The following is a 21,677-nucleotide window of genomic DNA, read 5'->3' on the forward strand; positions in this document are numbered from 1 at the left end:
AGTGATGACCGCCCTCGACACACCTCCAGCCACCGCCGCGGCGGTGGACACCCCGGCGCCCGGCGGGGCCCGCAACGCTGCCGCCTGGGCCCGCCGGGCGCCCCTGATGCCGGCGCTGATCTTCATGTTCATCATCACCCAGCTCCCGTTCGTGGCCACGCTGGTGATCTCGTTCATCCAGTGGAACGCACTGCGGCCGGACCTCGGCAAGAGCTTCACCGGCTTCTCCAACTACGCCACCGTGCTCAGCGACCCGGACTTCCGGACCTCGATCCTGTTCACGGTGATCCTGACCGTCACGGTCGTGCTGGTGAGCCTGTTCCTGGGACTGTTGCTGGCCCTGCTGCTGGACCGGCCGTTCCGCGGCCGCGGCGCCGTCCGGACCATGCTCATCGCGCCGTTCCTGGTGGTGCCGATCGCCGCGGCGCTGCTGTGGAAGCACGCCTTGCTCAACCCCGTCTACGGCATCTTCAACGGCATGCTGACGGTGATCTGGAAGATCTTCGGCTCTGACAACCCGCCGCAGCCGGACTGGGTCACCGAGCACCCGAGGCTGTCGGTGGAGATGTCACTGATCTGGCAGTGGACGCCGTTCATGATGCTGATCCTGCTGGCCGGGCTGCAGAGCCGCCCGGCTGACGCCATCGAGGCGGCCAACATGGACGGAGCCACGTCCTGGCAACAGTTCAAGTACCTGACCCTGCCGCACCTGCGCCAGTACCTGGAACTCGGTGGCCTGCTCGGTTCCATCTACGTCGTCCAGAACTTCGATGCGGTCTTCACCATCACCTCGGGCGGTCAGGGAACAGCCAACCTGCCGTACAGCATCTACAACATCTTCTTCACCGCCCACGACTACGGCCAGGCGTCGGCGGCCGGTGTTCTGGTGGTGATCGGCTCGATCATCATCGCGACCTTCGCGCTGCGCGTGGTGTCGTCGCTGTTCCAGGAGGAAGCCCGATGAGTACCCAAGCCGTCAGCGCTCCGCCGCGCCGGAGCCCGAGCAGCGCGGCCACCGCGCCGCCACTGAACAAGAAGGCCAGGAAGCGCGGTCCGCTGGGCCTGATCGCCTGGATCGTCGGTCTGCTGTTCGTCTCCCCGGCGCTGTGGATGGTGTTCCTGTCCTTCCACAACGAGTCCGACGCCGCCAGCAACCCGCCGAAGTTCACGGCACCGCTGACCCTCACCGGCTACCGGGACTTCTTCGGCGGCGGCCAGAGCCCGTGGCCCTCGCTGGCCAACTCGGCGATCGCGAGCATCTGCTCGACCGTGCTGGTGCTGCTGCTGGCCATCCCGGCGGCCTACGCGCTGTCGATCCGGCCGGTCAAGAAGTGGACGGACGTGATGTTCTTCTTCCTGTCCACCAAGATGATGCCGGCGGTCGCGGGCCTGCTGCCGATCTACCTGATCGCCAAGAACGCCCACATCCTCGACAACGTCTGGTTGCTGGTGATCATCTACGCCAGCATGAACCTGCCCATCGCGGTCTGGATGATGCGCTCGTTCCTGGCCGAGGTCCCGGTCGCCATGCTGGAGGCGGCCGCGATCGACGGCGCCCGGCTGCCCACCATCATGACCAAGATCATCGCGCCGGTGGCGATGCCCGGGATCGCGGCCACCTCGCTGATCTGTTTCATCTTCAGCTGGAACGAGCTGCTGTTCTCCAAGGTGCTGACAGCGGTGGTGGCACAGACCTCCCCGGTGTTCCTGACCGGATTCATCACCAGCCAGGGGCTGTTCCTGGCCAAGGTCTGCGCCGCGGCCACCATCATCTCGCTGCCGGTGCTGGTGGCCGGCTTCGCCGCTCAGGACAAGCTCGTCCAGGGCCTGTCGCTGGGCGCGGTCAAGTAGGCACCGCAGCTCGTCGACCCCCGCTCGTCGACCCAGCTCGTCGCTACTTCAGAAGGGCTACCAGATGAAGGCCGCCGTCATCACCGGTGTCGGAACGTCCGAGGTCACCGAGGTTCCCGACCCCACCCCCGGCCCCCGGCAGGTGGTGGTCGAGGTCGCCGGCTGCGGCATCTGTGGCACCGACCTGCACATCCTGCAGGGCGAGTTCGCACCGACGCTGCCGATCGTGCCGGGTCACGAGTTCGCCGGGACCATCGCCGCGACCGGCCCAGAGGTCACCGGGCTGAAGGTCGGTGACCGGGTCGCGGTCGACCCGTCGCTGTACTGCTTCGAGTGCTACTACTGCCGGCGCGGCAGGAACAACCTCTGCGAGAACTGGGGCGCGATCGGGGTGTCGCACCCGGGCGGCGCCGCCGAGTACGCCGTGGCGCCGATGGCCAACTGCGTCCCGTTGCCCGATTCCGTCGACCTCGCCGACGCGGCGCTGATCGAGCCGCTGTCGTGTGCGGTGCGCGGCTATGACGTGCTGAAGTCCCAGTTGGCCAACACCGTCCTGATCTACGGCTCCGGAACGATGGGGCTGATGATGCTGCAGCTGGCCAAACGAGTGGGTGCCGCCTCGGTGGACATGGTCGATCTGAACCCCGAGCGCCTGGAGACCGCCCGGCTGCTGGGCGTCTCGGGTGCCGCCGCCGCGGCGGACGAGTTCGACCGGCCGCGCGGCTGGGATCTGGTCGTCGATGCCACCGGCAACGCCAAGGCGATCCAGGACGGCCTGGAACGGGTCGGCAAGGGTGGCACCTTCCTGCAGTTCGGGGTGTCGGACTACGCCGCCCGGGCCACCATCGAGCCCTACAAGATCTACAACCAGGAGATCACCATCACCGGCTCGATGGCGGTGCTGCACTCCTATGAACGGGCGGCCGCACTGTTCGCCGACGGGGTCATCGATCCGGCCGTGTTCATCTCCGACCGGCTGCCGCTGGCCGACTACGGGCTCGCTCTGGAGCGGTTCGCGGCCGGCGTGGGTCGCAAGATCCAGGTCGTTCCGTAACCGGTGCCGCACGGAGCGAAACCGCCCCGCGCTGCCCCCGTCCACCGCTGTGGGGGACGTGCACACGGGCCTAGCTCATTCGTGCTACGGTTTCGGTGGTTGCAGTTGCAGTTTTCCACGATCGTTTCTTCGAACGCCCGCGGGTACTCGCAGCGGGCGTTTTGTCTTCTCAGCTGACGGCGGGGTAATACAAGACGACAACCCGGAGGCCACGCGGTGTGGCCTTCGAACCGCATTCAGCAAGGAGAAAGACACATGGCACAGGGAACCGTCAAATGGTTCAACAGCGAAAAGGGCTTCGGCTTCATCGCTCCGGACGGCGACAACCTCCCCGACGTGTTCGTTCACTACTCGGCGATCGCCACTGATGGCTACCGGAGCCTGGACGAGAACCAGCGCGTCGAGTTCGAGACCACCCAGGGCCAGAAGGGCCCGCAGGCGGAGAACGTCCGCCCGATCTAAGGTCTGAGCCCTCGAAAAAGGGCCGCACCCCGATGGGTGCGGCCCTTTTTGCTGTCGTGGCTCAGCTGTTGTGGCTCGCTCGGTCACGCCCTGATCGCGCGGCACGTGATCTCGGTACCACACGGCCGCGGGCCGGTAACCCCCGTCTAGGGGTACCGGCCCGCGGTCGATGCTGGGGTCAGCGGAAGTCGTTGTACCCGAAGTCATCGAGTGCAACGGCCTGGCCGCCGCCCTGGCCGAAGCCGTAGTAGTCGCTCTCGTCGTAGCCGGCCATCGAGAACGCCGCGGCGCGGGCCTCCTCGGTCGGGTTGACCTCGACGTTGCGGTACTTGGCGATGCCGGTACCCGCCGGGATCAGCTTGCCGATGATCACGTTCTCCTTCAGGCCCACCAGCGAGTCGCTCTTCGCCGAGATCGCCGCGTCGGTGAGCACCCGGGTGGTCTCCTGGAAGGAGGCCGCCGACAACCACGACTCGGTGGCCAGCGAGGCCTTGGTGATTCCCATCAGGACCGGACGCCCCGCAGCCGGCTCGCCGCCTTCGGCAACCACTCGCCGGTTCTCGGCCTCGAACTTGGCCCGCTCGACCAGCGAACCCGGCAGGAACTCGGTGGCACCGGAGTCGATCACCGTGATGCGCTTGAGCATCTGCCGGATGATCACCTCGATGTGCTTGTCGTGGATGGCCACACCCTGGCTGCGATAGACCTCCTGGACCTCGCGCACCAGGTGCAGCTGCACCTCACGCGGGCCCATGATCCGCAGCACGTCGTGCGGGTTCACCGCACCGGCGACCAGCTGCTGGCCCACCTCGACCCGGTCGCCGTCACCGACCAGCAGCCGGGCACGGCGCAGGATCGGGTACTCGATCTCGTCGGTGCCGTCGTCGGGAGTGACGACGATCTTGCGACCGGAACCCTTGCCGGTGCCTTCGACCTCGTCCAGGCGGACCCGGCCGGTTGCCTCGCTGATCGGCGCGACACCCTTGGGCACCCGGGCCTCGAACAGCTCGGCGACCCGGGGCAGGCCGTGGGTGATGTCGTCGCCGGCGATGCCACCGGTGTGGAAGGTACGCATGGTCAGCTGGGTACCCGGCTCACCGATCGACTGGGCGGCGATGATGCCGACCGCCTCGCCGACGTCCACCAGCTTGCCGGTGGCCAGCGAACGGCCGTAGCAGCTGGCGCAGGTTCCCAGTGCCGACTCGCACGTCAGCACGCTGCGCACCCGGACCTCGGACACGCCGCGGGTCACCAGCTCCTCGATCAGCACGTCACCGAGGTCCGAACCCGCGGCGGCGACGACGACGCCGTCCACCTCGACGTCCTCGGCCAGTACCCGGGCGTAGACGCTGGTCTCGACGTGGCTGTCCCTGACCAGCCGGCCGTCGGCGCCGCTGGCCGCGATGGCGAGCTTGACGCCACGCTCGGTGCCGCAGTCGTCCTCACGGATGATGACGTCCTGCGAGACGTCGACCAGGCGACGGGTCAGGTAGCCGGAGTCGGCGGTCCGCAGCGCGGTGTCGGCCAGACCCTTGCGGGCACCGTGGGTGGAGATGAAGTACTCCAGCACCGACAGGCCCTCACGGAAGTTGGCCTTGATCGGACGCGGGATGATCTCACCCTTGGGGTTGGCCACCAGACCACGCATGGCCGCGATCTGACGCATCTGCATCATGTTTCCGCGAGCACCGGAGTTGACCATGATGTACACCGGGTTGGTCTTGGGGAAGTTGGCTTCCATCTCCTTGGAGACCTCGCCGGTCGCCTTGGTCCAGACCTCGACCAGCTCCTGACGGCGCTCGTCGACGGTGATGACACCACGCCGGTACTGCTTCTCGATCTTCTCGGCGTCCTTCTCGTACCGCTCCAGGATCTCCGCCTTCTTCGGCGGGGTGACCACGTCGTCGATCGCGATGGTGATGCCGGATCGGGTCGCCCAGTGGAAACCGGCGGCCTTGAGGTTGTCCAGTGCGTGCGCGACCGCAACCTTGGGGTACCGCTCGGCCAGGTCGTTGACGATCTGGCCCAGTTCCTTCTTGGTGACCTCGTAGTTCACGAACCGGTAGTCCGCCGGCAGCGTGTCGTTGAAGAGGGTCCGCCCCAGGGTGGTCTCCACCAGCAGCGGCTCGCCCGGCTGCCAGTCCTCCGGTGCCACCCACGGCTCGGCGCTGCCGTTGTCGACACTGGTGATGCCCTGCAGCCGGATCTTGACCGGCGCCTGCAGGCCCAGTGCCTTGGCGTCGCGGGCCATCACGCCCTCGGCCGGTGAGGAGTACGCCCGGCCGGCGCCCTCCTGGTTGGGCCGGATGGTGGTCAGGTGGTACAGGCCCAGGATCATGTCCTGGGTCGGCATGGTCACCGGACGGCCGTCGGCGGGCTTGAGGATGTTGTTCGTCGACAGCATCAGCACCCGGGCCTCGGCCTGGGCTTCGGCCGACAGCGGCAGGTGCACCGCCATCTGGTCACCGTCGAAGTCGGCGTTGAACGCGGTGCAGACCAGCGGATGGATCTGGATGGCCTTGCCCTCGACCAGCTGTGGCTCGAAGGCCTGGATGCCGAGGCGGTGCAGGGTCGGCGCCCGGTTGAGCAGCACCGGGTGCTCGCGGATGACCTCTTCCAGCACGTCCCAGACGACCGGACGGGCCCGCTCCACCATTCGCTTGGCGGACTTGATGTTCTGGGCGTGGCTGAGGTCCACCAGCCGCTTCATCACGAAGGGCTTGAACAGCTCCAGCGCCATCTGCTTGGGCAGGCCGCACTGGTGCAGCTTGAGCTGCGGACCGACCACGATGACCGAACGGCCGGAGTAGTCGACGCGCTTGCCGAGCAGGTTCTGCCGGAACCGGCCCTGCTTGCCCTTGAGCAGGTCCGACAGCGACTTCAGCGGCCGGTTGCCGGGCCCGGTGACCGGGCGTCCGCGGCGGCCGTTGTCGAACAGCGCGTCGACAGACTCCTGCAGCATCCGCTTCTCGTTGTTGACGATGATCTCGGGCGCGCCGAGGTCGATCAGTCGCTTGAGCCGGTTGTTGCGGTTGATCACCCGGCGGTACAGGTCGTTGAGGTCGGACGTGGCGAACCGGCCACCGTCGAGCTGGACCATCGGGCGCAGGTCCGGCGGGATCACCGGAACGCAGTCGAGCACCATGCCCTGCGGGGAGTTGGTGGTGTTGAGGAAGGAGGCCACCACCCGCAGCCGCTTGAGCGCCCGGATCTTCTTCTGGCCCTTGCCCGAGCGGATCGTCTCGCGCAGCGACTCGGCCTCGGCCTCGAGGTCGAAGCCGGCGATCAGGGTCTGCAGGGACTCAGCGCCCATGCCGCCCTCGAAGTACTCGCCGAACCGGTCGCGCAGTTCGCGGTAGAGCATCTCGTCGGAGATCAGCTGCTTGACGTCGAGCTTGCGGAAGGTGTCCATCACCTCGTCGAGGCGGTCGATCTCACGCTGGGCGCGGTCGCGCAGCTGGCGCATCTCGCGCTCGCCACCCTCGCGGACCTTGCGCCGGACGTCGCTCTTGGCGCCCTCGGCCTCCAGCTCGGCCAGGTCGGCTTCGAGCTTCTTGGCCCGGGCGTCGATGTCGGCATCCCGGCGCTTCTCCAGGGTGGACTTCTCCGCGCTGATCTCGGCCTCGAGGGTCGGCAGGTCACGATGCCGGGTCTCGGTGTCGACCTTGGTGATCAGGTAGGCGGCGAAGTAGATGATCTTCTCGAGGTCCTTGGGGGCCAGGTCGAGCAGGTAGCCCAGCCGGGACGGCACGCCCTTGAAGTACCAGATGTGGGTGACCGGCGCGGCGAGCTCGATGTGGCCCATCCGCTCGCGGCGCACCTTGGCACGGGTGACCTCGACACCGCAGCGCTCGCAGATGATGCCCTTGAAGCGCACGCGCTTGTACTTGCCGCAGTAGCACTCCCAGTCCCGGGTGGGGCCGAAGATCTTCTCGCAGAACAGACCGTCCTTCTCAGGCTTGAGAGTCCGGTAGTTGATGGTTTCAGGCTTCTTGACCTCGCCGTGTGACCACTGACGGATGTCGTCAGCGGTGGCCAGGCCGATACGCAGCTCGTCGAAAACGTTGACGTCGAGCAAGGTTCCTACCTTCTATTCACCCCGGAAAGTGTTCTCGCTAGCGCTGGAACACTTCCCGGGGACCCCAAAAGAAATGAGTGGGTTGAGTTGTGCTTGCCGGACTAGACCGACTCTGACGTGATCAAGACCTAGACCTCTTCCACAGAGGACGGCTCGCGCCGGGACAGGTCGATGCCGAGTTCTTCGGCGGCCCGGAAGACGTCGTCGTCGGTGTCGCGCATCTCGACGGCGACCCCGTCACTGGAGAGCACCTCGACGTTCAGGCACAGCGACTGCAGTTCCTTCAGCAGCACCTTGAACGACTCGGGAATTCCCGGCTCCGGGATGTTCTCGCCCTTGACGATCGCCTCGTACACCTTCACCCGGCCGAGGATGTCGTCGGACTTGATGGTGAGCAGCTCCTGCAGCGCGTAGGCGGCGCCGTAGGCCTGCATCGCCCAGCACTCCATCTCACCGAAGCGCTGGCCACCGAACTGCGCCTTACCGCCCAGCGGCTGCTGGGTGATCATCGAGTACGGGCCGGTCGAGCGGGCGTGGATCTTGTCGTCGACCAGGTGCAGCAGCTTCAGGATGTAGACGTAGCCCACCGAGATCGGCTCCGGGAACGGCTCGCCGGAGCGGCCGTCGATCAGCTGCGCCTTGCCGGTCCGGCCGATGAGCTGATCGCCGTCGCGGGTCCGCAGCGTCGAATCGAGCAGGCCGGTGATCTCCTCCTCACGGGCGCCGTCGAACACCGGCGTCGCCACGTTGCTGCCAGGGGTACCCACCCGGGCGGGCTCGGGCAGCCGGGCCGCCCACTCGGGGTCGCCCTCGACCTGCCAGCCGGTCTTGGCGACCCAACCGAGGTGGGTCTCCAGGACCTGGCCGATGTTCATCCGGCCGGGCACGCCCAGCGGGTTGAGCACGATGTCGACCGGCGTCCCGTCCTTGAGGAACGGCATGTCCTCCGGCGGCAGGATCTTGGCGATGACGCCCTTGTTCCCGTGCCGGCCGGCCAGCTTGTCACCGTCCTGGATCTTGCGCTTCTGGGCGATGTAGACCCGGACCAGCTCGTTGACGCCCGGCGGCAGCTCGTCGCCGTCCTCGCGGGAGAACACCCGGACGCCGATGACCTTGCCGGCCTCGCCGTGCGGGACCTTCATCGAGGTGTCGCGGACCTCGCGCGCCTTCTCACCGAAGATGGCGCGGAGCAGTCGCTCCTCCGGGGTCAGCTCGGTCTCACCCTTGGGAGTGACCTTGCCGACCAGCACGTCGCCGGTCACCACGTCGGCACCGATCCGGATGATGCCGCGCTCGTCGAGGTCGGCCAGCACCTCGTCGGAGACGTTGGGGATGTCCCGGGTGATCTCTTCGGCACCGAGCTTGGTGTCGCGGGCGTCGACCTCGTGCTCCTCGATGTGGATCGAGGTGAGGACGTCGTCCTGCACGATCCGCTGGTTGAGGATGATCGCGTCCTCGTAGTTGTGACCCTCCCAGGGCATGAACGCCACCAGCAGGTTCTTGCCGAGCGCCATCTCGCCGTTGTCGGTGGACGGGCCGTCGGCCACCACCTGGCCCACCTCGACGCGGTCACCTTCCTTGACGATCGGCTTCTGGTTGAAGCTGGTGCCCTGGTTGGACCTGGCGAACTTCGACAGCCGGTAGGTGTTGCGGGTGCCGTCGTCGGCCATCACGGTGATGTAGTCGGCGGAGAGCTCCTCGACCACACCGGCCTTGTCGGCCACCACGACGTCAGCCGCGTCCACCGCGGCACGCAGCTCCATGCCGGTACCGACCAGCGGCGCCTCCGAGCGCAGCAGCGGAACCGCCTGGCGCTGCATGTTGGCGCCCATCAGTGCCCGGTTGGCGTCGTCGTGCTCCAGGAACGGGATCATCGCGGTCGCCACCGACACCATCTGGCGCGGCGAGACGTCCATGTAGTCGACCTCGTCGGGCTCGAGCAGCTCGACCTCGCCACCCTTCTTGCGGCACAGCACCTTGCCCTCGGTGAACTGGCCCTGGGCATTGACCAGCGCGTTGGCCTGGGCGATGGTGACCCGGTCCTCCTCGTCCGCGGTGAGGTAGGCGATCTGGTCGGTGACGGTGCCGTTCTCGACCTTGCGGTACGGCGTCTCGACGAAGCCGAAGGCGTTCACCCGTCCGTAGGAGGCCAGCGAGCCGATCAGGCCGATGTTCGGGCCCTCAGGGGTCTCGATCGGGCACATCCGGCCGTAGTGCGACGGGTGGACGTCGCGGACCTCCATGCCGGCCCGGTCGCGGGACAGACCCCCGGGGCCCAGGGCGGACAGCCGGCGCTTGTGGGTCAGGCCGGCCAGCGGGTTGGTCTGGTCCATGAACTGCGACAGCTGCGAGGTTCCGAAGAACTCCTTGATCGAGGCCACCACCGGGCGGATGTTGATCAGGGTCTGCGGCGTGATCGCCTCGACGTCCTGGGTGGTCATCCGCTCGCGGACCACCCGCTCCATCCGGGACAGCCCGACCCGGATCTGGTTCTGGATCAGCTCGCCGACGGTGCGCAGCCGGCGGTTGCCGAAGTGATCGATGTCATCGACCTCGTAGCCGTCCTCGCCGGCGTGCAGCCGGACCAGGTACTCGATGGTCTTGACGATGTCTTCTTCGGTCAGGTTGCCGTGGTTGATGTCGGTGCTGACCTCGAGCTTCTTGTTGGCCTTGTAGCGGCCCACCTTGGCCAGGTCGTAACGCTTGGGGTTGAAGAACAGGTTCTCCAGCAGCGCCTGCGCCGACTCCTTGGTCGGGGGCTCGCCCGGCCGCAGCTTGCGGTAGATGTCGAGCAGCGCCTCGTCCTGGCCGGGGATGTGGTCCTTCTCCAGGGTGGCCAGCAGCGTCTCCGACCACGCGAAGTGCTCGCGGATCCGGTCCGAGCTCCAGCCGAGGGCCTTGAGCAGCACGGTGACCGGCTGCCGGCGCTTGCGGTCGATCCGGACGCCGACGGTGGCCCGCTTGTCGATGTCGAACTCAAGCCAGGCACCCCGGCTGGGGATGACCTTGACCGAGAAGACGTCCACATCGGAGGTCTTGTCCAAATTGCGGTCGAAATAGATGCCCGGCGAGCGGACCAGCTGAGAGACGACGACCCGCTCGGTGCCGTTGATGACGAAGGTGCCCTTGCGGGTCATCATCGGGAAGTCGCCCATGAACACCGTCTGGCTCTTGATCTCGCCGGTGGTGTTGTTGGTGAACTCCGCGGTGACGAACAGCGGGGCGGCGTAGGTCATGTCCTTGTCCTTGCACTCCTCGATGGAGGCCTTGACGTCCTCGAACCGGGGCGAGGAGAAGGACAGCGACATGGAGCCGGAGAAGTCTTCGATCGGTGAGATCTCACCGAGAATTTCTTCGAGTCCGGACAGTGCGACGAGGCCTGAGGAGCTCGCCTCGCGAGCCTGCCGCTCTTTCCAGGCGGCGTTGCCGATCAGCCAGTCGAAGGATTCCGTTTGCAGAGCCAGCAGATTGGGAACCTCGAGCGGTTCCCTGATCTTGGCGAATGAGGTACGAACGGGGGATCCGGGGATTCCCCCGATCATGCCTTCTGATTCGGACTTACCGGGGCGAGAGACTGCCAAGATGCGTCCTTCCGAGGACTTGGTCCACCGCTGCGCTCCTGGGTGCTACCGCAGTAGTGCAGCTTCTGATCTGTGCGCCCGCCCGGGTGATACCAGTGCTTTTCCGTTCCGTCTCAGACAGCAGGAAGTAGACCCTGTACGGGCCAACGGTTGTTTGAGGGCAGCGCAAATTAGCAGTCTAGCCGAGAACGGCACAGCTGTCCAGGCCACCTTTTTAGGTGGCACTGCTGCGGTCGGGAACGAGCAGCCCGAGCGCCCTTTGCGGCAAGGATTCCAGCCGGTTGTTCATGTAGTCAATGGCCCTGCGGGCTTTCATGCAGTGCACAGACAGGGTGCCCCGCCAGAAGCCGCACGTCAAGCACCGTGAGTAACCGCCGCGCGCCGGCGCCGGTCAGACCGCCCAGGCGCGGGCTAGATCTGGTCGAACTTGGACACCAGCCACTGCCCCTGGACCCGGTCGAGGGTCACCCGGACCCGGAACAGGTCGATCCGGGGTGCCGTGAGCGAGGTGTTGGTTACCTTCTGCTCACCGAAGACCACCACCGTGACCTGGCTGCCGTTGCCCGACACCGCTTCCACGCCGGCGCCGTCGGTCTGGGCCTGTACCACCGCGTGGACCTTGGTCGCCGTCGGCTTGATCGTCTTCGTCATGGCCTTCAGGTAGTCATCGACGGCGCGGCCGGTCAGCCGGGCCTTGGCCGCGGCGACATCGGCGTCGAAGCGCTGGTAGTTGTAGGACAGGATCAGGGGCACCGCCGACTTGGCGGTGGACAGGGCCTGCTCGCGCTCGGCTCGTGAGCCCGAGCCCGGCTGGGAGGTCAGCAGCCAGCCGTCCAGGCCCGCCAGCGCCAGCACCACGACTGCCAGCGCCGCGACCAGCCAGGCCGGCACCAACCGACCGGCCCCGGCCGCCGACGGCTCAAGGCTGACCAGGTCCGCCGGCCGCCCGTCCAGACCGTCGGGTCCATCGGCGGTGTGGTCGGCGGCCTTCTCGGCGGTACCCTCGCCGGCCTTGCCGGTGCCGTCGATGGGAGCTGTGGGCGCCTCTGGCGGGCTCGCGGTGACCGGCCCCGCCGTTGCACTGCCGGCCGTTGGAGTGCCGGCCGGTGCGGGCGCGGCGGCCGGCCCGGGGCGCGGCGAGGGCCGGCGGAGCCCGTCCGGCGCGGCGGCCGCGGTGCGGCGGGCCCGCGAGGTCGGTGAGGGCCGGGCGGCTGGCCGGCCCGGCATCGGCGCCGCCCCGCCCTCGATGACGGCACTGGCGGGCTGGTCGGCACGGGCGGTCTGGTCGGCACGGGTGGGCCGGTCGGCACGGGCGGGCCGGTCGGCAGCGTCGGCGGCAGCATCGCCGGAGTCGGAGAGGTCGTCGGTGGCCGTGTCCTGGCCGGGCCGCTCGGTCATGACACCGACACCGACTGCAGGTCGTCCATCAGCCACTTCCCGTTGATCAGCCTCATGGTCACCTGGGATCTGTTCTGAGCGGCGGTGCTGGACTTGCCCGCGGCGTCCACCCGCAGGGTGTCCGAGGCCACCATCACCACGGCTGACTTGCCGTCGAAGCTGACCAGGCCGGCGCCGGAGACCGTGGCGCCGGCGTCCTGCTTGAGCTGGGTGAGCTTGCTCTTCAGCGTCGCCTTGTTGGCCTGCCACTGGGTGGCCTTGGCCGGCGTCAGGCCTGCCAGCGCGGTGGCGAAGTCCGCGTCGAAGCTCGCGCGGCGGTAGGTCTGCAGATTGATCGTCTCCTGCCGCGCGGCGTTGACGGCCGCCTGCTCCGACGAGCTCAGGCCGCTGGCACCGTTGCGGTGCTGGGTCAGCCGCAGGGCTGCCAGCACTCCCGCGACGACCAGCAGGCCGGCTGCGAGCACGCTGAGCCACAGCAGCATGGCGCGCGGCAGTCCAGCACCCGCAGGTTGGCTCATCACCGACTCCTCGATCAGTGCACCGCTCAGCGCAGGCCCCCGGTGAGCAACGGCAGCCAGGAATTGTCTGCCAGCAGTCCGGCCCCCGCCATCGAACCGCCGAGTTGGACGGTGGCCGGCTGCGCCACCGCCCGTGGGAAGACGGTACCCCCGCCACCGGTGCTCACCGGGTCGCCACCCGGCGCGTTCTGCGCCCCGCGCACGCTGGACACCGAACCGCGGGGCAGCGTGCACCGCGCCCCGGTGTTGACGGTGGTGGGCCCGGTCTCGCTCGGCTTGCGGATCGTGGTGCCGCCGTAGCCGGCCCGGCAGGACGGCGGGTCATCGACATTCATGATGAGCCCGAAGTGCGCCGTTCCGTCGCCAGGGGAGACGGTGTAACCACCTGCCACGACCGCCGGGTAGACCACCAGGAGGGTCTTGATGCCGTCCAGGTGCGAGACCATGATCTGGTTGACCGAGGTGAGGTTGGCCAGCAGCAGGTCCAGATCGGACCGGTTGCTCGCCAGGAACTGGCGCACGGTGTCCAGTTCGCCGGGACCGTCGCTGAGCAGCGCGTTCAGGTCGCGGTCACTGGCCTTGAGCTGCGCGGTCAGCAGGTTGAGGTTGTGCGCCCAGCCCTTGATGGCAGAACCCGAGTCCAGCTGGGTCTTGAGCACCGTCTGGCCGTTGTCGATCAGCTTCAGCGTCTCGGGCAACGCCCGCTGGGCGCTGGCCAGCAGCTGGTCTCCCGAATCCAGCAGCGCCTGCAGATCCGGCCCCCTACCGCCGAAGGCGGTGCCGAGTTCACTGATCAGGACGTTGAGCTTGGCCGAATCGATGTTGGACACCAGGTCATCGAGATTCTGCAACAGCACCTGGGTTGCGATCGGGACCTGGCCGGCCTTGCTCAGCACCGCCCCGTCCCTCAGGTACGGCCCCTCGGTGCCGGTCGGCTCGAGATTGACGTACTGCTCGCCGACGGCCGAGCGGTCCGAGACGTAGGCCTGGGCGTCGGCCGGGATCGCGGGCTTGGAGCAGCTCTTGAGGTTCAGGTCCACCCGGACGCCGCGGATCTGCCGGCCGTCGGCGCCGGAGTAGTCGAGCAGGTGCAACTGCCCGACCCTGCCGACCGTGACGCCCCGGTAGGTGACCTCGGCGTCGGTGAAGATGCCGCCGGAGTCGGGGAAGTTGGCGCTCACCGTGCAGCCGGTGGGGCCGAACAGGGTCGAGCCGAGCCCGACGTAGCTGAAGCCGACATAGCTGATGCCGACCAGGGAGAGCACGACGAACATCAGCAACTGGATCTTGGTGGATCGTCTGATCACCGCGCTCACCCACCCAAACCGGGAAGCCGTGCCGCGCTGGAACCCTGCGCCTGCCCCAGTGCCGGCGAAGGGATCGCAGGCGGCTTGAGCAGGTTGTCCAGCAGGTGCGTCAGATCCAGGTCCGCGGTCAGGAAGAGGTTGGTGTAGTCGCCCTTGACGCCGTTGACCGCGGTGCGCGGGAACGGGTAGGTGGCCAGCAGCTCCAGCGACTTGGGCAGCGCCTCCCCCGCCGTCGTCAGCTGCGTCATGACCGGGTCCAGGCTCTGCAGCGCCGAGACGAAATTGTCCTGGGACGCGTTGATCACCCGGACCGCCACCGTGCTGAGCTTGTCCAGGCTGCGCAGCAGGGTGACGAACTGATTCTTCTCGTCGGCCAGGATCTTGACCGCCCGCGGCATGGTGTCCAGGGCACCTGCGAGCACCTGCCTCTGGCTGTTCAGCCTCTGGGCGAGGGCGTCGACGCTGTCGATGGCGCGCAGGATGCGCGCCTTCTGGGTGTTCAGGCTGGTCGTCAGGATGCTGGCCTGCGACAGCAGGCTCCGGATGTCGCCGGCGTGCCCGCTCAGCGTCTGGTTGAGCTCGTGGGTGATGGTCTTGATCTGTTCCAGCCCGCCGCCGTTGAGCAGCAGCGACAGCGCGCCGAGCACCGCCTCGAGTTCGGGGGTGGAACCGGTCCGGCCGATGCCGATGTGCGGGTAGGCGTATCCCGAGTGCGGTGCCTGGGCCAGCGACACCGGGTCGCTGACCTCACCGGCCGGCGGGTAGGACAGCGACACGAACTTCTCACCCAGCAGCGAGGTCTGGCGGACCTGGGCATGGGCGTTGGCAGGCAGCGTCACGTCACCGTTGACCACCACCTGCGCCTGAGCCTGCCAGCCGACCAGTTTGACCGACTCCACCTTGCCGACGGTCACGTCGTTGACCTTGACCGAGGACTGCGGCACCAGGTCCAGCACGTCGTCGAAGTCGACCAGCACCCGGTACGGATGGCTGCCCAGGTCCGCCCCACCGGGCAGCGGAGCGGAGTACAGGCCGTGGAAGCCGCAGCCCGACAGCGCCAGCGCGGCAACCGAGGCCACTGCCACCGACCGCGCCAGCCGGCCGGCCGGGCTCATCGGCCGCGCCATCACGGGCCGCCCAACGGAGGCAGGCCGATCGGCGGGTTCTCCGGGCCGGGCAACCCGCCGATCACCGGCAACCCGCCGATCACCTTGGCGATCGCGGCGCAGGTGTCGGCGATGGTGCCGCTGGCCGGCAGGTTCTTGGTGGCGCTCAGGGCCGCGCAGATCACCGCGGGGTCCAGCGGGTTCTGGGGGCCGCCGAGGTTGTCCCGGGTGCCCAGGGTCCCGGATGCGGCGTCATAGCTGTGGTTGAGGTTCTCCAGCGCCCCCGGCGCGACCGCCAGCGCCTCGTTCAGGGCCGCTTTCTGCTTGTTCAGCACGCCGACGGCGTCCTTGAGCCCGACCACGTCGGCGTGAATGCTGTTTCCGTTGGCCTGGATGAAGCCGGCGATGTCGCGCAGCGCGGCGGTCAGGTTCTTCAGGGCCGCGGCGAGGGAACCCCGCTCCTCGGCCAGCGCCGAGGTCACCTGGTCCAGCTGGGCGTTGAACTTGCGCACCTGGGCGTCGTTGGCGACCAGGGCGTCGGTGAAGACCTGCAGGTTCTTCACGGTCCCGAACAGGTCCTGCCGGCCCTCGGCCAGCGTCCGGACGGCCTTGGACAGGTTCTCCACGGTGTTGCCCAGCGCCGCCCCGTTGCCGTCGAGGTTGGCCGCCCCGACGTCGATGAGATCGGCCAGCGGGCCCTTGGCGCTCGAGGAGGCCGAGTTCGCGCCCTTCGGGCCGAGCGCGACGTTGAGCTTGTCCAGCGCCGCGTAGATGTCGTCGAGCTCGACCGGGGCCGCGGTCTGGTTCATCGGAATGGCGGCGCCGCCGGCCAGCACCGGGCAACCGGTGGTGCAGGAGTCGAAGTCGGCCAGTTGCACGTAGCGGTCGGACACCAGCGACGGCGGGATGATCGCCGCGCGCACCACCTTGGCGTCGTCGGGATAGGCCGGCAGCTTGATCTTCTTGTCGTACTCCATCCGGACCAGGACCCCGTCGCCGTCCGGAGTGACCTTGGCGATCGAGCCGATCTTGATCCCGTGCAACCGGACGTCGGAGCCGGTGTAGAGGCCGACGGCCCGTTCGAAGCGGGCCTGCACCGTCTTGGTCGGGCCGGGCAGCAGCATGAACACCACCCCGGCCAGCACCACGGCGGCCAGGATCGCCAGCACGATGAGCTGGGAGACCCGCCTGGGCATCGCGTGCGCGGCCATCACTGCCCGATCCCGGTCGTCAGTCCCAGCAAGCCGCCCGCTGAGAGGTTCTGGATGTAGGTGTCGAACCACCGTCCGTTGCCCAGGGTGTTGGCGAACACCCGGTAGAACGGTGCGAGCAACGCCAGGCCGCGGTCGATGTTGTCCAGGTTCTTCTCCAGGATGTCCAGCACCCCTTTCAGCTGGTCCAGCGCCGGCTTGAGGGTCTTGGTGTTGTCGCTGACCAGCCCCGAGATCTGCAGCGACAGCGCCGAGGTGTTCAGGAACAGGGTCCGGATCGCCTCCCGCCGGGCGTTCAGCTCGGTCAGCAGCAGGTTGCCGTCGGTGAGCAGCTTGGCGATCTCGCCGTCCCGGTCGGCCAGCACCCCGGTCACCGCGTTCGCCCTGGCCAGCAGGGTGCGCAGCGCCTGGTCCCGCGATGAGATGGTGTTGGACAGCCGGGACAGCCCGTCCAGCGTCGTGCGAACCGAGGCGGGGGTGTCCTTGAAGGTCTGGGCGATGGTTTCCAGCGACTGGCCCAGGGCCTTGGTGTCGATCGCGCCGACGGTCTTGGTCAGGTCCGAGAAGACCGGATAGATGTCGTAGGGGGTCAGGGTCCTGGCAAGCGGGATCTCCTTCGAGGGGTCCTGCCTGCCGGCACCCTGGGAGTCCAGCTCCAGGTACTTGCGCCCGAGCACCGTCTTGATCTTGATGATCGCTTCCGTCCGGTCGCCGATGAAGGCGTTCTTGACCCGGAACGACACCTTGACGGTGTGTGCCGACGGGCCGTTGAGCGACACCCCGGTGACCTTGCCGACCTTGACCCCGGCGATCCGGACCTCGTCCTCGGGCACCAGGCCGGAGGCCTCGGAGAAGACCGCCGAGTACGGGGTGCCGCCGCCGATGATCGGCAGCTTGGCGGCGTTGAAGGCGGCCCACAGCAGCATGCCGATCACGACCAGGCCGATCGCACCGATGGTGGCCGGGTTGCGGGAGGCGAACGAGCGCCCCCGCGGCGCCTTCTTCAGCGCCTTGGTCCTCAACAGCGCAGCCATCAGCCACACCTCGCCGGGCGGAACGGCGTCGGCAGTCCCGGTGTCACCGGAATACCGCCAGGCAGCGTCACGGTGCCCTCCATCGTGCACATGTAGAAGTTGAACCACGAGCCGTAGGTGGCCGTCCTGGTCATGGTCGCGAGCTTGTTCGGCAACCGCTGCAGGACGCCGTCGATGATGCCGCCGCCGGCGTTGAGGGTCTGGGCGAGCCCGGTCAGGTCCTCGACGTCCTGCTTGAGCTGCGGGCGGGACTTGTCCAGCAGGCCGGCGGTCGCCGAGGTCAGGTTGTTGATGCCGGTGATCGACTCGCCGATCACGGCACGGTCAGCGGCCAGGCCCGACACCCACCGCTGCAACTGCACGATGAGGTCGGACAGCTTCTGGTCCCGCCGGCCGAGGGTGTCCAGCACCGAGGAGAGGTTGTCCACCAGGTCGCCGATGACCTTGTCCTTGTCGGCGACCGCCGAGGTCAGCTCCGCGGTCTGGCGCATCAGGTTGTCGACCGTGCCGCCTTCACCCTGCAGGGTCTGGATGATCTCCATCGACAGGCTGTTGATCTCATCGGGGTTGAGCCCGGTGAACAGCGGCTTGAAGCCGGCGAACAGGGTGCTCAGGTCCAGGGCGTCCTGGGTCTGGCTGAGCGGGATGACGGCCTTGGGCTTCAGCTGCGCGTCGGGCACCCCGGGGATCTGGCTGCCCTGCTCCAGGGCGAGGTAGCGCTGGCCCACCAGATTGCGGAAGCGCAGCTTGGCCCGCACCCAATTCGACAGCGGCCGGTCCACCGAGACGCTGAACTTGACCTGGGCCACGAACGGAGCGGTTGCCGGGTCCGGCGCGTGCGGCTCGCGTACCAGCTTGATGCCCTGGATCGAGCCGACCCGCACGCCCGAGACCCGGACGTCGTCGCCCACCAGCAGGCCGGTCGCGTCGTGGAACAGCCCGTAGTAGCTGCTCGCCTTGCCGTAGCCGGCATTGGTGATGGTGGCCGCCAGGACATAGGTCGCCATCGCGGTGACCACCAGGAAGGCGATCAGCTTGAGCAGCGGCGCCAGCAGCCCCCTCATGTGATCACTCGCAGGCTGATCGGCGCCTGCGATGCTCGCTGGATCATCAGCTCTTCGCGCGAGCGCTCATCGGCCACTCGCTCCGCTCCTCGGCGCCAAGGCGCCTGCGATGCTCGCTCGATCATCAGCTCTTCGCGCGAGCGCTCATCGGCCACTCGCTCCGCTCCTCGGCGCCAAGGCGCCTGCGATGCTCGCTCGGTCATCATCCGAGGCCCACCTCGCTGCCGCGCAGCAGCGGTCCGGCGAGCAGGGTGGCCAGCGCCGGCACCTTGGCCGGGTCGTCGCCGTAGCTGCCCGACAGCAGTGCCGAGATCAGCTTGGTCTCAGCCACCGAACCGACGCCGCTGGCGTGGTAGGCGGCCCGGTCGGCGCTGGGCAGCGGACCGGTCGGTCCCACCGGAGGCGCGCCGTCGGGAAAGTTGATACCCGGGAACGGCTGTGCCGGATGCGGCAGGCCGTAGCACTGCGCCGTGCCGCCGACCTGCCGCGGCTCGTTACCGGGCACGTACTTGCCACGGGAGTTGACGAACTCCAGCGTGATGTGCAGGCCGGGCTGCTTGCCGCCGAAGGTGTCCTCCAGCCGGGGCTCCAGGCCGGCCAGGCCCTGAGCCAGGCAGGGGTACTCGGGTGAGAAGTCGGCCAGCACCCGCAGGATCTTCGACGAGGACGCCGCCAGCTCGATGAGGTAGTTCCCGTCGGCGTTGAGGAAGCTGTCGATCTCGTTCGACGTCGAGGTGGCCGCGGTCAGCAACTGGTCCAACGCCTGCGGCCGGCGGGTGATCGTCTGGTTGGTGGTCTGCAGGTTGTTCAGGCTGGCCAGCAGGTCGGGCGCGGCGTCGTCGTAGAGCGAAGCCACCTGGCCCAGCTTGTCCAGGTCGTCGACCAGCGTCGGCACCTTGGGGTTGAAGGCGAGCAGGTAGCGGTTGAAGGCGGCCAGGTTGTCCCCCAACTGCTTGCCGCGGCCCTGCAGCGCGGTGGCCAGCGCGGTCAGCATCGCCTTCAGGTCTTGGGGATGCAGCGCCAGCAGCACCGGGTACAGGTCATCGAGCACCCGCTCCACCTCGATGGCGTCCCGGCCGGCGGAGATGGTGTCTCCCGAGCGGACCGGGCGGGCCTTGGCGCCCTGCAGGCCGTTGGGCACCTGCAGTGCCACGTACCGCTCGCCGAAAAGGGTCTTGGGGAGCAACAGCGCGCTCGCGCCCACCGGGATCAGCTTGGCCCTCGACGGGTTAAGGGCCATCCGGAGCCGGGCCCGGGTCTCGGGCTGCCGGCCGTCGCGGGCAGGCACGTTGTAGGTCGAGATATCCCGCACGGTGCCTACCACGATGCCGCGCAGCTTGACGTCGGACTGCAGCTGCAGCTGGGCGCCGGTGTGGTCGGTGTCCAGGGTCACCATGGTGGCCTTGGTGAAGACCTGTTGATAGGCGGCGATCGACAGGCTCACCAGCCCCGCCAGCACGGTCAGGAACACCAGGCCGGCCAGCCTGGTCTTCAACTTTCGCGCACCGGTCCCCTGGCTCATCGGATCATCCCGCGATCCTCACCGTGGTGGTGGCACCCCAGATGGCCAGCGACAGGAAGAAGTCGATGACGTTGACGGCCACGATGGCGGTCCGGACCGCGCGGCCGACCGCTACGCCGACGCCGGCCGGCCCGCCCTTCGCGGTGTAGCCGTAGTAGCAGTGCGTCATCACGATCACGATCGCGAACACCAGCACCTTGAAGAAGGACCACAGCACGTCGATGGGCGGCAGGAACAGCCGGAAGTAGTGGTCATAGGTGCCGGTGGACTGGCCGTAGTACACCGTGGCGATCGTCCGGGACGAGAGGTAGGAGCACAGCAGGCCGATCACGTACAGCGGGATCACCGCGATGAAGCCGGCGATCAGCCGGGTGGTCACCAGGAACGGCAGGGACGGGACCGCCATCACTTCCAGGGCGTCGATCTCCTCCGAGATCCGCATCGCGCCCAGCTGGGCGGTGAACCCGCACCCGACGGTGGCCGACAGCGCGAGGCCCGCGACCAGCGGGGCGATCTCGCGGGTGTTGAAGTAGGCGGAGACGAAGCCGGTGAAGGGGCCGGCCCCGAGCTGGTTGAGTGCGGCATAGCCCTGCAGGCCGACCTCGGTGCCGGTGAAGAACGACATGAAGGCGATCACCCCGACCGTGCCGCCGATGACCGCCAGGGCGCCGCTGCCGAAGGTGACTTCGGCCAGCAGCCGTAGCACTTCCTTCTTGTAACGCCGGATGGTCCGCGGCGTCCAGGCCAGCGCCTTGACGTAGAACAGCAACTGCTCGCCGAGGTCGTCCAGGGCACCGACCGGCATGAGCGCCGCCCGTTTCACCGAACCCAATGCGTTGCCGCTAGCCATTCGCTGCGCTCCTCGCTCGTCCCTCGCTGCGATGCTCACTCACAGGTCAGGACCCCTTCGGCGGGACGACCTGGAAGTACACGGCCGTCATCACGAAGTTGACGAAGAACAGCATCAGGAAGGTGATGACCACGGACTGGTTCACCGCGTCGCCCACGCCCTTCGGGCCACCGCCTGCGTTCAAGCCCTTGTGGGAGGCCACCACGGCGGCGATCAGCCCGAAGATCACCGCCTTCAGCTCACCGGCATACAGGTCGGGAAGCTGAGCCAGTGCCGAGAAGCTGGCCAGGTAGGCGCCTGGGGTACCACCTTGGAGCACCACGTTGAAGAAGTAACCGCCGGCCACGCCGACCACGCTGACCAGGCCATTGAGGGCGGCGGCCACCAGCATGCAGGCCAGCACCCGGGGCACCACCAGCCGCTGGACCGGTGAGATGCCCAGTACCTCCATGGCATCGATCTCGTCGCGGATCTTGCGGCTGCCGAGGTCGGCGCAGATCGCCGAGCCACCGGCGCCCGCGATCAGCAGCGCACAGACGATCGGGCTGGCCTCCCTGATGACGGCCAGCACCGACGCGGCGCCGGTGAAGGACTGGGCGCCCAGCTGCCGGGTCAGGCTGCCCAGCTGCAGGGCGATCACG

At 67.9% G+C, this 21,677-nt stretch carries 17 protein-coding genes; 4 read left to right on the top strand and 13 right to left on the bottom strand.

The window, feature by feature from the left end:
- Positions 1 to 4: 4 nt before the first annotated feature.
- From VF542_RS17710 to VF542_RS17725, 4 genes are all read left to right on the top strand, one after another.
- Entirely contained in the window at positions 5 to 964 is a 960-nt protein-coding gene (locus VF542_RS17710) for a carbohydrate ABC transporter permease (RefSeq protein ID WP_408653035.1), read from the top strand.
- Positions 961 to 1,851 (top strand): carbohydrate ABC transporter permease, encoded by an 891-nt coding sequence (locus VF542_RS17715; protein WP_408653020.1) that lies wholly within the window; start codon positions 961 to 963, stop codon positions 1,849 to 1,851. The genes VF542_RS17710 and VF542_RS17715 overlap by 4 nt, the downstream gene beginning before the upstream one ends.
- Before the next feature lie 64 nt (positions 1,852 to 1,915).
- Positions 1,916 to 2,905 (top strand): zinc-dependent alcohol dehydrogenase family protein, encoded by a 990-nt coding sequence (locus tag VF542_RS17720; RefSeq protein WP_408653021.1) that lies wholly within the window; start codon positions 1,916 to 1,918, stop codon positions 2,903 to 2,905.
- Positions 2,906 to 3,160: 255 nt separating this feature from the next.
- Complete coding sequence (locus tag VF542_RS17725) at positions 3,161 to 3,367, top strand: cold-shock protein (RefSeq protein WP_408653022.1); 207 nt, start codon at positions 3,161 to 3,163, stop codon at positions 3,365 to 3,367.
- A 178-nt stretch (positions 3,368 to 3,545) separates the two neighbouring features.
- On the opposite strand, the gene VF542_RS17730 is transcribed toward VF542_RS17725, so the two are convergent.
- From VF542_RS17730 to VF542_RS17790, 13 genes are all read right to left on the bottom strand, one after another.
- Positions 3,546 to 7,445, bottom strand: coding sequence for a DNA-directed RNA polymerase subunit beta' (locus VF542_RS17730; RefSeq protein ID WP_408653023.1), 3,900 nt, complete (start codon positions 7,443 to 7,445; stop codon positions 3,546 to 3,548).
- 128 nt (positions 7,446 to 7,573) lie between these two features.
- On the bottom strand, positions 7,574 to 10,987 hold the full coding sequence (locus VF542_RS17735; RefSeq protein WP_408653024.1) for a DNA-directed RNA polymerase subunit beta: 3,414 nt from the start codon (positions 10,985 to 10,987) through the stop codon (positions 7,574 to 7,576).
- 450 nt (positions 10,988 to 11,437) lie between these two features.
- On the bottom strand, positions 11,438 to 12,424 hold the full coding sequence (locus tag VF542_RS17740; protein ID WP_408653025.1) for a hypothetical protein: 987 nt from the start codon (positions 12,422 to 12,424) through the stop codon (positions 11,438 to 11,440).
- Positions 12,421 to 12,942: a hypothetical protein gene (locus VF542_RS17745; RefSeq protein ID WP_408653026.1), complete on the bottom strand. Its 522-nt coding sequence runs from the start codon at positions 12,940 to 12,942 to the stop codon at positions 12,421 to 12,423. The genes VF542_RS17740 and VF542_RS17745 overlap by 4 nt, the downstream gene beginning before the upstream one ends.
- Positions 12,943 to 12,968: 26 nt before the next feature.
- The gene (locus tag VF542_RS17750) at positions 12,969 to 14,249 is read right to left on the bottom strand and encodes an MCE family protein (protein WP_408653027.1); all 1,281 of its coding nucleotides are present in this window, start codon (positions 14,247 to 14,249) and stop codon (positions 12,969 to 12,971) included.
- A gap of 5 nt (positions 14,250 to 14,254) precedes the next feature.
- Positions 14,255 to 15,364, bottom strand: a complete 1,110-nt coding sequence (locus VF542_RS17755) for an MCE family protein (RefSeq protein ID WP_408653028.1) — start codon at positions 15,362 to 15,364, stop codon at positions 14,255 to 14,257.
- Positions 15,365 to 15,375: 11 nt separating this feature from the next.
- On the bottom strand, positions 15,376 to 16,566 hold the full coding sequence (locus VF542_RS17760; protein WP_408653036.1) for an MCE family protein: 1,191 nt from the start codon (positions 16,564 to 16,566) through the stop codon (positions 15,376 to 15,378).
- Entirely contained in the window at positions 16,566 to 17,600 is a 1,035-nt protein-coding gene (locus VF542_RS17765) for an MCE family protein (RefSeq protein ID WP_408653029.1), read from the bottom strand. The genes VF542_RS17760 and VF542_RS17765 overlap by 1 nt, the downstream gene beginning before the upstream one ends.
- Complete coding sequence (locus VF542_RS17770) at positions 17,600 to 18,664, bottom strand: MCE family protein (RefSeq protein WP_408653030.1); 1,065 nt, start codon at positions 18,662 to 18,664, stop codon at positions 17,600 to 17,602. Before VF542_RS17770 ends, VF542_RS17765 begins: the two co-directional genes overlap by 1 nt.
- On the bottom strand, positions 18,661 to 18,819 hold the full coding sequence (locus tag VF542_RS17775) for a hypothetical protein (RefSeq protein WP_408653031.1): 159 nt from the start codon (positions 18,817 to 18,819) through the stop codon (positions 18,661 to 18,663). Before VF542_RS17775 ends, VF542_RS17770 begins: the two co-directional genes overlap by 4 nt.
- A 47-nt stretch (positions 18,820 to 18,866) precedes the next feature.
- The gene (locus VF542_RS17780) at positions 18,867 to 20,186 is read right to left on the bottom strand and encodes an MCE family protein (protein ID WP_408653032.1); all 1,320 of its coding nucleotides are present in this window, start codon (positions 20,184 to 20,186) and stop codon (positions 18,867 to 18,869) included.
- A 4-nt stretch (positions 20,187 to 20,190) separates the two neighbouring features.
- Positions 20,191 to 21,036, bottom strand: a complete 846-nt coding sequence (locus VF542_RS17785) for an MlaE family ABC transporter permease (protein WP_408653033.1) — start codon at positions 21,034 to 21,036, stop codon at positions 20,191 to 20,193.
- Positions 21,037 to 21,082: 46 nt separating this feature from the next.
- On the bottom strand, positions 21,083 to 21,677 hold a 595-nt coding region (locus tag VF542_RS17790), incomplete at its 5' end, for an MlaE family ABC transporter permease (RefSeq protein WP_408653034.1).

It is taken from the genome of Jatrophihabitans sp. (assembly GCF_036389215.1).
Classification (GTDB): Bacteria; Actinomycetota; Actinomycetes; order Mycobacteriales; family Jatrophihabitantaceae; genus Jatrophihabitans_A.

Coding starts and splice junctions, on each gene's coding strand:
- VF542_RS17710 (WP_408653035.1), top strand. CDS start 5: ATGACCGCCCTCGACACACCTCCAGCCACCGCCGCGGCGGTGGACACC.
- VF542_RS17715 (WP_408653020.1), top strand. CDS start 961: ATGAGTACCCAAGCCGTCAGCGCTCCGCCGCGCCGGAGCCCGAGCAGC.
- VF542_RS17720 (WP_408653021.1), top strand. CDS start 1,916: ATGAAGGCCGCCGTCATCACCGGTGTCGGAACGTCCGAGGTCACCGAG.
- VF542_RS17725 (WP_408653022.1), top strand. CDS start 3,161: ATGGCACAGGGAACCGTCAAATGGTTCAACAGCGAAAAGGGCTTCGGC.
- VF542_RS17735 (WP_408653024.1), bottom strand. CDS start 10,987: ATGATCGGGGGAATCCCCGGATCCCCCGTTCGTACCTCATTCGCCAAG.
- VF542_RS17740 (WP_408653025.1), bottom strand. CDS start 12,424: ATGACCGAGCGGCCCGGCCAGGACACGGCCACCGACGACCTCTCCGAC.
- VF542_RS17745 (WP_408653026.1), bottom strand. CDS start 12,942: ATGAGCCAACCTGCGGGTGCTGGACTGCCGCGCGCCATGCTGCTGTGG.
- VF542_RS17755 (WP_408653028.1), bottom strand. CDS start 15,364: ATGAGCCCGGCCGGCCGGCTGGCGCGGTCGGTGGCAGTGGCCTCGGTT.
- VF542_RS17760 (WP_408653036.1), bottom strand. CDS start 16,566: ATGGCCGCGCACGCGATGCCCAGGCGGGTCTCCCAGCTCATCGTGCTG.
- VF542_RS17765 (WP_408653029.1), bottom strand. CDS start 17,600: ATGGCTGCGCTGTTGAGGACCAAGGCGCTGAAGAAGGCGCCGCGGGGG.
- VF542_RS17770 (WP_408653030.1), bottom strand. CDS start 18,664: ATGAGGGGGCTGCTGGCGCCGCTGCTCAAGCTGATCGCCTTCCTGGTG.
- VF542_RS17780 (WP_408653032.1), bottom strand. CDS start 20,186: ATGAGCCAGGGGACCGGTGCGCGAAAGTTGAAGACCAGGCTGGCCGGC.
- VF542_RS17785 (WP_408653033.1), bottom strand. CDS start 21,036: ATGGCTAGCGGCAACGCATTGGGTTCGGTGAAACGGGCGGCGCTCATG.